Annotated in this window: 14 protein-coding genes and 2 pseudogenes; 3 read left to right on the plus strand and 13 right to left on the minus strand. The window is 66.3% G+C overall.

Features of this window, described 5'->3' with window-relative positions; translation table 11 throughout:
* Nucleotides 1-53 precede the first annotated feature (53 nt).
* From ACP69S_RS08975 to ACP69S_RS09005, 7 genes and pseudogenes are all read right to left on the minus strand, one after another.
* Nucleotides 54-1,439 carry a S41 family peptidase gene (locus ACP69S_RS08975; protein ID WP_425996398.1) on the minus strand — a complete coding sequence of 462 codons (1,386 nt, stop codon included), beginning with the start codon at nt 1,437-1,439 and terminating at the stop codon, nt 54-56.
* 112 nt (nt 1,440-1,551) lie between these two features.
* Nucleotides 1,552-2,601: a murein hydrolase activator EnvC family protein gene (locus ACP69S_RS08980; protein WP_425996400.1), complete on the minus strand. Its 1,050-nt coding sequence runs from the start codon at nt 2,599-2,601 to the stop codon at nt 1,552-1,554.
* Nucleotides 2,602-2,617: 16 nt separating this feature from the next.
* Nucleotides 2,618-3,082 carry a 23S rRNA (pseudouridine(1915)-N(3))-methyltransferase RlmH gene (rlmH, locus tag ACP69S_RS08985; protein WP_425996402.1) on the minus strand — a complete coding sequence of 155 codons (465 nt, stop codon included), beginning with the start codon at nt 3,080-3,082 and terminating at the stop codon, nt 2,618-2,620.
* 51 nt (nt 3,083-3,133) lie between these two features.
* Nucleotides 3,134-3,571, minus strand: coding sequence for a ribosome silencing factor (gene rsfS, locus ACP69S_RS08990; RefSeq protein WP_425996596.1), 438 nt, complete (start codon nt 3,569-3,571; stop codon nt 3,134-3,136).
* Between the two features lie 96 nt (nt 3,572-3,667).
* Nucleotides 3,668-4,324, minus strand: a complete 657-nt coding sequence (locus ACP69S_RS08995) for a nicotinate-nucleotide adenylyltransferase (RefSeq protein ID WP_425996404.1) — start codon at nt 4,322-4,324, stop codon at nt 3,668-3,670.
* Nucleotides 4,290-5,570: pseudogene (locus ACP69S_RS09000) on the minus strand (glutamate-5-semialdehyde dehydrogenase); the annotation flags it as partial. The gene ACP69S_RS08995 and the pseudogene ACP69S_RS09000, both read right to left, overlap by 35 nt.
* 752 nt (nt 5,571-6,322) lie before the next feature.
* A complete protein-coding gene (locus ACP69S_RS09005; RefSeq protein WP_425996406.1) occupies nt 6,323-6,664 on the minus strand; it encodes an endonuclease domain-containing protein in 342 nt (113 codons plus the stop codon).
* Nucleotides 6,665-6,939: 275 nt separating this feature from the next.
* On the opposite strand from ACP69S_RS09005, the pseudogene ACP69S_RS09010 reads away from it, so the two are divergent.
* A pseudogene (locus ACP69S_RS09010) lies at nt 6,940-7,014 on the plus strand (hypothetical protein); the annotation flags it as partial.
* A gap of 222 nt (nt 7,015-7,236) precedes the next feature.
* On the plus strand, nt 7,237-8,157 hold the full coding sequence (locus tag ACP69S_RS09015; protein ID WP_425996408.1) for a DUF6236 family protein: 921 nt from the start codon (nt 7,237-7,239) through the stop codon (nt 8,155-8,157).
* A gap of 36 nt (nt 8,158-8,193) precedes the next feature.
* Here the strand turns inward: ACP69S_RS09015 and ACP69S_RS09020 are convergent, their stop codons facing one another.
* Genes ACP69S_RS09020 through ACP69S_RS09030 form a run of 3 tightly spaced genes read right to left on the minus strand, consistent with a single transcriptional unit; the run spans nt 8,194 to nt 10,054 of the window.
* Nucleotides 8,194-9,033 carry an aldo/keto reductase gene (locus ACP69S_RS09020; RefSeq protein ID WP_425996410.1) on the minus strand — a complete coding sequence of 280 codons (840 nt, stop codon included), beginning with the start codon at nt 9,031-9,033 and terminating at the stop codon, nt 8,194-8,196.
* 20 nt (nt 9,034-9,053) lie between these two features.
* A complete protein-coding gene (locus ACP69S_RS09025) occupies nt 9,054-9,698 on the minus strand; it encodes a Pr6Pr family membrane protein (protein ID WP_425996412.1) in 645 nt (214 codons plus the stop codon).
* Complete coding sequence (locus ACP69S_RS09030; protein WP_425996414.1) at nt 9,695-10,054, minus strand: MmcQ/YjbR family DNA-binding protein; 360 nt, start codon at nt 10,052-10,054, stop codon at nt 9,695-9,697. The genes ACP69S_RS09025 and ACP69S_RS09030 overlap by 4 nt, the downstream gene beginning before the upstream one ends.
* A gap of 34 nt (nt 10,055-10,088) precedes the next feature.
* Here ACP69S_RS09030 and ACP69S_RS09035 point away from each other — a divergent pair, with 34 nt between their 5' ends.
* Nucleotides 10,089-10,949: an SDR family oxidoreductase gene (locus ACP69S_RS09035; protein ID WP_425996415.1), complete on the plus strand. Its 861-nt coding sequence runs from the start codon at nt 10,089-10,091 to the stop codon at nt 10,947-10,949.
* Here the strand turns inward: ACP69S_RS09035 and ACP69S_RS09040 are convergent.
* The 3 genes from ACP69S_RS09040 to ACP69S_RS09050 form a co-directional block, all read right to left on the minus strand.
* Entirely contained in the window at nt 10,946-11,425 is a 480-nt protein-coding gene (locus ACP69S_RS09040; protein WP_425996416.1) for a YkgJ family cysteine cluster protein, read from the minus strand. The two genes, ACP69S_RS09035 and ACP69S_RS09040, sit on opposite strands and share 4 nt — an antisense overlap.
* A gap of 85 nt (nt 11,426-11,510) precedes the next feature.
* The gene (locus ACP69S_RS09045; RefSeq protein WP_425996417.1) at nt 11,511-11,861 is read right to left on the minus strand and encodes a VOC family protein; all 351 of its coding nucleotides are present in this window, start codon (nt 11,859-11,861) and stop codon (nt 11,511-11,513) included.
* A gap of 44 nt (nt 11,862-11,905) precedes the next feature.
* Nucleotides 11,906-12,565, minus strand: a complete 660-nt coding sequence (locus ACP69S_RS09050; protein WP_425996419.1) for a class I SAM-dependent methyltransferase — start codon at nt 12,563-12,565, stop codon at nt 11,906-11,908.
* Nucleotides 12,566-12,576 lie beyond the last annotated feature (11 nt).

Here is a 12,576-nt window from a genome sequence, read left to right on the forward strand (position 1 = left end):
AAGGCCTGCGACGAATTGGCCCCCATCACGAAGATGAGGGCCGTTCGAAAGGTCTATTTCTTCTCAACCACGGGCTTGCCCATGGCGGCGGCCTTGGCCGTCACTTCGGCGATCTTGGCGGCCGGCTTGGGCAGTTTGGGCGTGGCGGCTACCGAGCCAGATTGCAGAACGGCAAGAGCGCGCTGCAGCTGGAAGTCGCCTTTCTTGTCATCGAAGGCGGTCGGCGGGGCTTCGGCCGGGGTGTGGGCGCCCTGGCGGGTCTTGCCTTCGTCGGCGTTGAGCGCGTTCTTGAAGCTGGCCTCGCTGAACCACACGCGGTTGGCGATGTCTTGGGCTTGGTCGCGGGTCTGGGCGACCTCGAGATCGGGCGCGATGCCGGTCTTCTGGATCGAGCGGCCCGACGGCGTGAAGTATTTCGCCGTCGTCAGCTTCAGGGCGCCGTCGGCGCCGCCTCGCAGCGGGATCACGGTCTGGACCGAACCTTTGCCGAAGCTGGTCAGGCCGACCAGTTCGGCGCGGTGACGATCCTGCAGGGCGCCGGCGACGATTTCAGCCGCCGAGGCCGAGCCCTGATTGATCAGCACCACCACCGGCAGGCCATTCAGCAGGTCGCCGGGGCGGGCATTGTAGCGCTGGATGTTGCGAGGATCGCGGCCGCGCTGGCTGACCACTTCGCCGCCGTCCAGGAACACGTCGGCCACGCCCACGGCCTGGTCGAGCAGACCGCCGGGATTATTGCGCATGTCGAAGACCAGGCCCTTCATCTTCGGGTTCTTGGCCTTCAGCTCGTTGATCGAGGCGATCAGGGCGTCGGTGGCCTTCTCGTTGAAGCCGGGCAGGCGCACATAGCCGTAGTCGCCTTCCATGCGGGCGATGGCGGCCTTGGGCTTGATCACTTCGCGGATCAGCTTGACGTCAAAGGGGTCGGTCTTTTCGCGGGCTATGGTCAGGTTGACCGCTTCGCCAGGGGCGCCGCGCATCTGCTTGACCGCTTCGCTGACCGTCAGGCCCAGAACGCTCTGGCCGTTAACGGCGGTGATGTAATCGCCCGCCTGGATGCCGGCCCGCGAGGCGGGGGTGCCGTCCATCGGCGAAATGACCTTGACCACGCCCTCTTCGCTGGTGACCTCAATGCCGAGGCCGCCATATTCGCCGCGAGTGGTGTCCTGCATGTCCTCGAAGCTGTCGGGCGACAGATAGCCCGAATGCGGGTCGAGGCTGGTCAGCATGCCGTCGAGGGCCGCTTCGATCAGCTTCTTGTCGTCGACCTCAGTGACATACTGGTCCTCGACCGTGCCGAGCACGTCGCCGAAAAGTTCCAGCAGCTTGTAAGTCTTGGTCTTGGGCGGGATGTTCGCCTGAGCGATGGGGCTAAGATAGGCCATGGTCCCCGCGCCGAGGACAAAGGCCGAAACTCCGATGAGCAGGTACTTGCGCATTAGGCCTTAAAGGCTCCCTGGCGACGCGTTAACGCCGCGCTTTTGATGTCTCGAGCTCGACCATCCCAGCCGAGAACGTCCTATTTGCGGCCATCATTACTGAAAAAGCCGTCTACGGCGACCCCTGCTTCAACCAGCGCTCCGGATCGACCGGAACGCCCTCCTCGCGGACCTCCAGATAGAGTTCCGGCTTGGAGGATACACGATCCGCCATCTTTCCGATGGGAGCGCCGGCCGCGACCGATTGTCCGGGTGCGACAGAAACCTGATCCAGACCTGCCAGCACCAGAAGGTAGGCGTCTTGAGCTCGCAAGATAAGAACGACACCCCAGCCGCTGAGCGCGCCGGCATATTCGACGGTTCCCGCCGCCGGACTGGTCACGGTCCGCCCCTTTTCCGTGCGAATCGACACGCCGGACGAGCGACCGCCGGCCGGCAGGGTCGCGCCGAACCGGCTGGTGATCCCGCCGGGCGCGGGCGAGGCCAGGGTCAGGGGGCCGGTGGGCGCGCGGGGTGTCAGGCCGTCGGTCAGGGCGCCCAGGGTGCGCAGTTCGCTGGCCTCGACCAAAGCCTCTTGGGCGAAGGCGCGTTCCAGGCGGGTCTTTTCGATGATCAGGCGCTCGATCTCGCCCTTGCGGTCGGCCACGACGCTTTCGGCGGTGAACAACTCCGCCGAGGCGGCGGCGGCCTCGCGGCGCAGGGCGCTGACGGCCGAGGCCCGGCGGGCATAGGCGTCGGCCCGACGCTGCAGGTCTGGGGTCATGGCGCGGATCAGGATGGCGGCCCGCACGGCGTCGCGGGCGTCGCCGGGGCTGACCAGCAGGGCTGGCGGCGGGTTGCGCCGGAAGAGTTGCAGGGCCGAGAGCAGCTTGGCCAACCGATGGCGGTCGCGGCCCAGATCGGCCAGCACCCGGGCCTCGCGGAAGTTCAGGGCTTCAAGCCGCGCGCGCTTCAGATCGACATTCCCGCCGGCCGAAACCTTGGCGTGGTCGAGGCGGGAAAGTTCACCGCGCAGATCCTCGATCTCGCGCCGTGTGTCGATGGCCGTCTGTCGGTCGCGCATCCGCTGCTGGTCCTGGCGCGCCAGGACCATGCCGCCTGCCGACAGGGCGAAGACGAGCGCGGCGACGGAAACCAGGACGGGCGAGGGACGGCGAAGCATCTCTCGCTCTCTAGCCCTAATCGCGGTGGTAGGGCGAGCCCGCGAGGATGGTGACGGCGCGATAGATCTGCTCGGCCAGCATCGCCCGGGCCAGGGCGTGCGGCCAGGTCTGGGGACCAAAAGCCAGGGTTTCATTGGCGCCGGACAGGATCGAGGGATCCAGGCCGTCGGCCCCGCCGATCAGGAACACGATCTTCCGCGTCCCATCGTCGCGCAGCCGGCCGATATGCTCGGCGAAGGCGCGACTGGGCCGAACCTTTCCGTGCTCGTCGCAGGCGATGACATAGGCGCCCTCAAGGTGCGGGCGCAGAACCTCTGCCTCGGCGGCCTTTCCGGGTTTGCGAGCTTCGACCTCGACGATCTCGGCCGGACCGAGCGCCAGGGCGCGGCCGGACGCCGTGGCGCGGGACATATAGTCCAGCGCCATCTGCGCCTCGACCACGCGGCCGAGCTTTCCAACGGTGAGGATGGTGAGCTTCATGCGCTAACCCGCGTCACCGGCCGGCGAGACCGGTCGATGACGCGTGAGGGGTTAGTTCGCCGAGGTGGCGATGCGGTGGGGGGCGTCGATCGCCCAGATCTTCTCGATATTGTAGAAGGTGCGCACTTCGGGACGGAACAGATGCACGACAACGTCGCCGGCGTCGATCAGGACCCAGTCGCAATGCGGCAGGCCTTCGACCCGCGCCTTGCCGAACCCGTTTTCCTTGAGGGCGCGGATGATGTGATCGGCCAGAGCGCCGACGTGGCGGTGCGAACGGCCAGACGCCACGATCAGGCTGTCAGCCACCGAGCTCTTGTCCGTCAGGTCGATGTGGACGATGTCCTGGGCCTTGTCGTCGTCGAGACGCGACAGGATCAAGGTCTCGAGGGCCTTGATGTTTTGATCGGGGCTCAGGCCCGGATTCTTGGTCGAGGACTCGGCGGCAGCCGTGTCTTCGTGCGCAATTTGCGCGGGGTCGCTACGCAGCGGAAGTACTCCTTATGGGGTCGCGCGGGTTCTCCTCATAGCATGGGTGAGTCGAAAAGGTGAGGGGTTGCGTGCAAGAGGCGGTTTTGCCGCTGGTCAGGTCGTCTTGTTGAGCCGGTCGCGCATCGCCGTGGACGAGGCGAAGTTCAGCGGGCCGGTCAGATAGATCCAGGCCGGGGCGGCCAGATCGGGGAGGGTGGCGGCGGCGCTGGCGGGCTTTCGGGCATGGGCGAAGCGGCGGGCGGCGGGCGAGGTGCGCGACTTCAACGCCGCCCACGGGCGCGAAATCACCGCCACCGGAACCTCGCGCATGATCTGGGTCCAGCCCCGCCAGCGGTGGAATGTAGCCAGGCTGTCGGCTCCCATTATCCAGACGAATTTCACGCCGGGATAGCGGGCGCGCAGCACCCGCAGTGTGTCGATGGTGTATTGCGAGCCCAGCTGCGTCTCGGCGTCGGACACGATCATCGAGTTGCCTCGGGCCCGCTGGCGGGCGGCGGCCATCCGTTCGACGAGCGGCTTTGTCTCGGCCGAGGATTTCAGCGGGTTCTGCGGCGAGACCAGCCAGATCACCTTGTCGAGGTTCAGGCGTCGAAGAGCTGTCTCGGCGACGTGGGCGTGGCCCTCGTGCGCGGGATTGAAGCTGCCGCCGAACAGCCCGACGCGCATGCCCGGCTCCAGATGGAAGCCAAGGCGCTGCGCGTTTGGCCGACCGGCCTCAGGGACGAGTCTGGCCGGTCCCGCGAACCACATATTTGAATGTCGTCAGTTGCTCGGCCCCGACCGGACCGCGGGCATGTAGCTTGTCTGTGGCGATGCCGATCTCGGCTCCGAAGCCGAACTCGCCGCCGTCGGCGAACTGGGTGGAGGCGTTGATCAGCACGATGGCGCTGTCGACCTCGGCCGCGAAGGCCTCGGCGGCGGCGGCGTCCTCGGTGACGATGGCGTCGGTGTGGCCCGAGCCGTATCGGGCGATGTGGGCCGCAGCCCCGGCCACGCCATCGACCACGGCCACCGACAGGATCGGAGCCAGATACTCGGTGGTCCAGTCGGCGTCAGTGGCCTTCTTCATAGTCGGCTCAATCGCCAGCGCCGCCGCGTCGCCGCGCAGTTCGCAGCCGGACCTGATCAGGGCGTCGGCCAGCCGGGGCAGCAGACTGTCGGCCACCGCCCGGTCGACCAGCAGGGTCTCGGCCGAGCCGCAGACCGACACCCGCCGCATCTTGGCGTTGACGGCGATGCCGATCGCCTTTTGCGGATCGGCGCCGGCATGGACGAAGACGTGGTTGAGGCCTTCCAGGTGGCCCAGCACCGGGGCGCGGGCCTCGGCCTGGACGCGAGCGACCAGGCTCTTGCCACCGCGCGGGATGATCAGGTCGATGGTCTTGTTCAACCCGGCCAGGATATGGCCGACGGCGGCGCGGTCGGAGGTGCCCACGGCCTGGACAGCGGCGGCGGGCAGGCCGGCGCTCTTCAGGCCCCGAACGATGGCGGCGTGGATGGCCAGGCTCGAGGCCAGGCACTCGGAGCCGCCGCGCAGGATCACCGCATTGCCCGAGCGCACGCACAAGGCGGCGGCGTCGGCAGTGACGTTGGGCCGGCTCTCATAGATCATGGCGATCACCCCGATGGGGGTGCGCACCCGGGCGATGTCCAGCCCGTTGGGCCGGGTCCAGCGCGAAGTGGCGACGCCCAGGGGATCGGGAAGCGCGGCGACGGTCTCGACGCCGACGGCCATGGCTTCCAGACGCTCGTCATCGAGCAGAAGGCGGTCGAGCATCGGACCCGACAGGCCGTTGGCCCTGGCCTGCTCGATGTCCCTGGCGTTGGCGGCGAGGATGCGGGCGGCGTCCTCGCGGATCGCCCTGGCCATGGCCTGAAGGGCGGCGGTGCGCTGGTCGGCCGAGGCGAGACGCAGCGCGCGTGCGCCCGCGCGGGCGGCATCGCCCATCGCGATCATCTTCGCCTGCAAGCTGACCCCAGCGTCGTCCATCGCCTCACCATCCCAAGGATATGCTCAGGTTGAGCCTTACCTAGGCGCTTTCGCCATGAGGGGGAACCGCGATTGTCTGATGGCGGACGCAGGTTCCTTGCGTATCCCGAGCGACCGCGCCAACCCGTGACACGGCTTCCCGGCTTCATCCGGGAGACCCGCTGAAGGTGTGGGGAGCCGGCGGAGCGTCCGGGCCAGGCCCGGATGATTGTGTAGGGGAGTACCGTTTCGGCCGTGGCCGGAGCGCTCCGCGCGGTCGTTATCCCTCTGGCCGGGGTGCGCAGGCCTGTTCAGCCTTTTGCCCCACCCGGGCTTGCCCTCCTCGCGACGGACCCAGCCCTGAGGCTGCAGCCACGCCGATTCCGGAGGACCCGGAGCGAACCTTCGGACGGGCGGGGGCTTTGGCTTTCCCCCGATGGACAGGTTTACGTCCCCTGTCCTCGCTTTAAGCCGGCCGGCGCGAACATTCGTCCGACCGGTGGCCCCGCACAACCGCCCCCACCGCCCGTCAGGTCGCCAGCTGGACGTCCTCCCCAGTGGCGGGGCGAGGAGAAGTATGCGGGCGTTTTGGAGGGTGATGCGTCGATTTTGGATCGTGACGGTGGGTGGGGCGGTCAGGGTGTTGAATTTGTTGGGGACGAGGGGTGCGAATGCCCGTGCGGGAACGGGAACGGGGACAGAGGCCGGGCGCCTTATCCGAAACCCTCTCTCTTTGAGAGAGGGAGGGGCCCGCCGCGCAGCGGTGGGAGGGTGAGAGGTTACACCCTGACCGAACGAAGCACCGCCAGGATGTCATCCGTCACTCCACCCAGGTCGGTCAGCACTCGCTCGTTGGGGAACCGCACCACCACATAGCCGTACAGCTCCAGCGTCTGCGTGCGGCGGTCGTCGTACTCCTCGCGGCCCTCATGGGCGGCGCCGTCGAGCTCTACGATCACCTTGGCCGCTTCGCAGACGAAGTCCGCGAAGTACCGATCGATCGCGACTTGGCGCAGGAACCTGAACCCACCCAGGCGGCGGTTGCGAACGAGGGTCCAGAGCGACCTTTCGGCCAAGGTCTGGTTCTGGCGAAGACGACGGGCGTTGGCGGTCTTGTCCATGACGGGAGCATGGTCTCAAGCGCTCGGGCCGCTCAACGACAGGAATCGAGATTTTCCGGCCAGCGGCGAAACCTCTCACCCTCCCACCGCCTGCGGCGGCAGGCCCCTCCCTCTCTCAAATGTTCAGACCGGGGACATCCGTGACAGGTGTTCGGAGACATCCGTGACACATTTTCGATCTCACAGGGAGGTCGGAGATGCCGTTCACGGATGTCCCCGGTCTGAACATCAAAGAGAGAGGGGTTCCATGCGGGCCTGACTGATCCGCGAAGCCACTGCCCCTCGGGCAGAGCCATCCTTACATCTCACGGCGAGACGATCGCAGGGCTGATCAGGTCACTCAAGGACGGCTTCGCCGCCGCGCAGCGGCCGCTCGGAGAGCGGTCCTTGACTGACCTGATCAGCCCTGCACACTGCAGCCTCCAAGAGATCTAAGGATCGCACCGACCTTGGGGTCTGGGTTCCGGCCAGCGCGAACGCTGGTGTAAGCCACTGCCGATAAGGTTAAGCTGGCTTCATGAGAAGCTGAACGCCCGCCAAACAAGGAGCACGGGAAAGGAGCTACAACGGCAATGGATGAATGGTCTCAGGGATTGGATTTCAATCTTACCTACCGGACTCCAAGGACCGTATTGGTTCAGTCCAATGCGCCCAAACTTGAGGTGGGTGAGCGGGGCGTGATCCTGCCTCCACCAGTGAAGCTGACAGCGAATGGGGGGCTGACAAGTTCCAGCTTCAACAGGAAGCGTCTTGATGCCAGCCTCCTCTATTGGGACGCGATTGAGTACCCCAGCAGCCAGATGATTGAGTTTGGCTCGCCAGAAATCGATGCGCTGACGCAGATGGGTGTCGTCAGTCGTTCTCAGGTTCAGTTCTCCGGGCGCTGGTCAGGTGGTGAGTCCGTGGAAGCGGCGCATGACGCGGTGGTGAGAGAGTTAAAGGCTCAATCGCCAGGTCGGTGGAGCCACTTCCTAATTGCAAACGAGGGGGTGACATCTGCTCACTCCCACGAGGCCGTGACCGTGCGGCTACTGGAAAATCTGCCCCTCCCACCATCTGATCTGCCCTTCGAGGAGCTTCTGGAGTTCCGGCAAAAGAGGATCGATGAACTGCGCGAACTACGCATACATGTTGATGAGTTGGCCGACCTAGTCGTCGCTTCATCTGATGGCGAGGCTGCGCTCATTCGCAAAATCGATAGTCTGCACGCCAGTGTAAGAGCGGCGCGCGCAGTGACCAGCGAGAGATTCGGGGGCTTCATTGGCCTGAAGATCGCGCCCTCGTTTAGCCTGACTGATGCTTTGAAGGCAGGAGCTACGTCATTCGGACTGTTGGCGGTTGCGACAGGCGCTCCCACGCTAGCGGCTATTGGTGGGGCCGCTATCGCTGCGAGTTTCCAGGGGCTGAGCATAAGCATAGAAAAGACCGGGGGAGAGCCCGATCTCGGGCCGCTGAAATATGCTGCCTCGATTGAAAGCGAGCTTGCGCGCTAGGCCGTCCGCTTGCCGCCCGTTACAGACCTCAGCCCCCTACTCCACATCCCAGCTGTACGCCGCATCCAGCCAGTTCCCCATCCGGCCATCCGGCCGCGCCAGGGCGAACACCGCCGCCATCTCGTCGTCCGACAGCGCGAAATCCAGCACATCGAAGTTCTCGGCGATGCGGGCCGGGGTCTTGGTGCGCGGGATAGCGATGACGCCCTGCTGGATCAGCCAGCGCAGGGTGACCTGGCCCGGCGTCTTGCCGTGGGCCTGGCCGATGGCGATCAGCACCGGATCGTCGGCGACCTTGCCCTGGGCCAGGGGCGACCAGGCGGTGATCGAGGTTCCAGCCGCGTGGGCGGCGGCGATCAGGGTCTTTTGCGACAGATAGGGGTGGTACTCGACCTGGTTGGTGGCGATCTGGGCCTTGGACAGGCTCTGGGCCTGCGCCATCACCGCCGAGGGGAAGTTGGACAGGCCGATGGCGCGCGCCAGGCCGCGATCCTTGACGTCGTTCAGGGCCGCCATGGTCTGCGCCAGGGGCGTGGCCGGATTGGGCCAGTGCAGCAACAGCAGATCGACATGAGCGACGCCGAGGCGCTCGAGGCTCTTCTCGGCCGAGCGCTGCAGATCGCCGTCGGCGAACTGGTCGATCCACACCTTGGTGGTCAGGAAGATGTCGTCGCGCTTGATCCCGCTGGCGGCGATGGCCGCGCCGACGTCGCGCTCGTTGCGATAGGCCTGGGCGGTGTCGATGTGGCGGTAGCCCACCTCAAGGGCCTGCTCGACCAGGGGCTGGGCGCCGCCGCTTTCCAGCTGCCAGGTGCCAAAGCCCAGGGCGGGCATCAGGACATCGCCCGAACGGACGGCGGGAACGAGCTTGGACATTGGAACCTCGGGCAAAGCGGTCAGGCCGATATAGGCGCTCCGCGACCGATCGCCAGCTTGGCCCGGGCCTGATGGATCACGGTGAACAGCAGGGCGATCAACAGGAAGCCGCCCGCCATGACCAGCATGGTCACGATCACCGACAGGTAGCCGTGCTTGCCGACGTCGAGGAACGGGTACGGATAGAAGCCTGACATTGCGCCGTGGGCCAGGGTCCAGACGCCATAGAGGGCCGGGAAGATCAGGGCCTTGGCCGCCGTGGCGCGGCCGGTCTCGCCTCGGCCGCCGCGGGCCAGCCAGTCGATGACAAACAGAGCGGGGGTCACGGTGTGCAGCAGTGTGTCGGAGACCAGCCGCCAGCCCTTGGGGTCCCACAGGCCGGACAGCAGGGTGTGATAGATCGCCGCCGTGATGGTCAGATAAACGGCGACGCCGATCCGGGTTGACGAGCGCTCGGCCCAGGTCGCCACGACCGAGCCGGCCGCGATCAAGGGCGCGGTCAGGACCACGGCGGCCAGAATATTGCTGAGGATGGTGAAGTAGCTGAAGAACTCGACGGACTTGGCCAACCCTGAGGCCAGGCTCTCGTTGTGGATCATCAGCCCGTATTGCAGGGCGGGGCCCAGGCAAGCCAGGGCGGCGATCAGGATGCGCCAGTGTCTCATGCAGTCTCCGGTCTTGCGGCGTCCCAGGCCTTGAGCGCCTTCCTGGGGGCGGTGGCGCGCCAGCGCCGTTCGATCAGGCGTTCCACCGTTCCCGGATGAACCTGTGACAGCCGGACAAGAACATACGGATAATTCCGGTAGTGATCGGTGAGATAGAAGGTGTCGGGCTCAGCCTCGATCAGCATCTCGCGCTCGTCGTATGGCACGCCGGGGCAGACCAGGGTGTCGTCGTCGTCCCACAGCCGGGTCAGGAACTTGCCGTGCGCCTTCAGGCACGGGTGGCCATAGGCGGTGCCGTCCTCGACGCCGGGAAGGTTGAAGGCGAAGGCGCGCACCGCGTCAAAGGTCATGGCCATGGGATCGTCTCTCCAGCTCGACTATAGGAACGGGATGACCGTCTCGAACACCCTGAAGACGCCGGTTCTGGTGCTGGGCGCGACCAGCCTGATCGGCGGCTATCTGCTGGATCGCCTGCGCGCGGCCGGTGTCGATCCGGTGGCGATCAGCCGTCGGCCGCCGACCGGGGAGGCCTGCTGGCTGGACGCCGACCTGTCGGACCCGAATCTGGAGGACGCCCTGCCGGCGGTGGCGACGGTGTTCTCACTGTCGCCGATCTGGCTGCTACCCGCCGCCCTGCCGGCCCTGAAGGCCAAGGGCATGACCCGGCTGGTGGCCTTTTCCTCGACCAGCCGCTTCACCAAGCAGGCCTCCGATGTTCCCGAGGAGCGCGCCGTGGCCGCCAGCCTGGCCGACGCCGAAGCGGCCGTGGAGCGGTTCTGCGCCGGCCAGGGTGTGGCCTGGACCATCCTGCGGCCGACCCTGATCTATGACGAGGGCCACGACGGCAATATCAGCCGGCTGGCCAGCCTGATCCGCAGGTTCGGCGTGCTGCCGCTGTCGGGCAAGGGGGAGGGTCTGCGTCAGCCGGTCCATGCAGAAGACCTGGCCGTCGGCGCCCTGGCGGCGGCGACCGCGCCGGCCGCCGAGAACCGGGCCTATGACCTCGTCGGCGGCGAGACCCTGACCTATCGTCAGATGGCGACCCGGGTGTTCGAGGGGCTGCGGCGCAGGCCAGCGGTGCTCTCCCTGCCGCCGGGCCTGTTCAGCCTGATGTTGAAGGCCGCCTCGCCGTTCCTGCCGGGAGCCACGGCGGCAATGGGCGCGCGGATGGGCGTGGACCTGACCTTTGACAGCAGCGACGCGCGGCGCGATTTCGGCTGGGCGCCGCGAGATTTCCACCCGAAGTTCTAGGCTTGGGCGACGTCGCTCAGCACCATGGCGAAGGGGACCTGCACGCCCTCGCGTTCGACGAAGCCACTCACCACCTTGTGGTCGGGATTGAGCACGCCCAGGTCGACGTCCTCGGACGGGAACATCACCACCCGGCGGTCCCCGATACAGACCATCAGCTCGAAGCCGTCATAGGCGCGCTGCGACATGGCTTTCAGCTTGGAATAGTAGGGCTCGCGCTTCCAAGAGGTGGGCTTGCCGGTGTCGACCACGACATTCAGGCGCTTGCCGTCCTTGTCGGGGTACATCAGGAAACCCGCCTTGTCGGGCCGCCAGTTGTCGTCGAGCCGCACGGAGTCCAGCCACAGGCAGGTGAAGCCCCGGCAGGCCGAGGGGCGAATCTCATAGGCGCCGCAACCGCCGCCCTTCTTGAAATGACCGCACCAGACGCCGGCGTCCTTGCTCAGTTCGCCAATGTGCAGGACCTTGCAGCACATGCCGCAGTCGCCGCAGCTTCGCTCGCCCATCTTGCCCGACCCCGATACTCCGGGGCCGGACATTAGCGACAGCGTGTGACGGTTTTTATGCGGGCTCGTTTTCGCTCCAGACCGCCAGTTCGTTGCCGGCCGGATCGGTGAAGTGGAACCGGCGACCGCCGGGGAAGCTGAAGATCGGGGTGCTGATCACGCCGCCAGCGGCGGTGACCTTGGCTTCCATCGCTTCCAGGTCAAGGGCGTAGAGGATGACCAGCGGCTTGGGCGGCGCGGCCTCGGGCTTGAAGAAACCGCCGTCGGCGCCTTGGCCCTCGAAGGCGCTGTAATCGGGGCCGTAGTCGGTGAAGGTCCAGCCGAAGGCCTTTTCGTAGAAGCCCTTGGTGGCCGGCAGGTCGGCTGCGGGCCATTCGATATAGTCGATCTTGCCGTCTTCACGCATGGTGTCGTTCCCGGTAGCTGTTCTTGTATTGTTCTATTGGCCCGTCAAGGCAGAGTCCAGACGCAGGTGTGCTTGACGGCGAAGTCTTCCAGTTCGCGGGTGGTCTCGACCTGGTATTCGGCCAGCCTCACAAGGTCGTCCTTGCGGAAATAGCTGCGGCCCGGATCGCCGATCAGCACGGCCGACCCGGCAGCGCGGCCCTGGCGCATCCAGGCCATCACCGCCTCGGCCATCGGCTTTTCGTAGCAGATGTCGCCGGCCAGCAGCACGTCGCAGGCGGGCGGCGGGCCTTGCAGCAGATTGAGGTCGGTGAAGGCGATCTCGACCCCGTTGACCTGGGCGTTCAGGCTGACGGCGGCCTGGCAGAAGCTGTCGATGTCATTGGCCAGCACAGTCTTGGCGCCGGCCTTCATCGCCGCGATGGCCACGATCCCAGAGCCGGTGGCGAAATCGACCACGGTCTTGCCGGCGACGATTTCGGGGTGGTCGAGAATGTAGCGCGCCAGGGCCTGTCCCCCGGCCCAGGCAAAGGCCCAGAACGGTGGCGGCAAGCCGATCTCGACCAGGGCTTCCTCGGTCAGTTTCCAGATCGGCGTGATCTCATCGGCCAGATGCAGCATGAGCTCCGGCGTATGCGGCGGCGACTGGACGCGGGTGTTTTCAAAGATGAAGGCGCGGCGGCCCTCCAGCGTCTGGTCGATCATGGAGCGGCTTA

This window comes from Caulobacter sp. DWR1-3-2b1 (genome assembly GCF_049895765.1).
Lineage (GTDB): Bacteria > Pseudomonadota > Alphaproteobacteria > Caulobacterales > Caulobacteraceae > Caulobacter.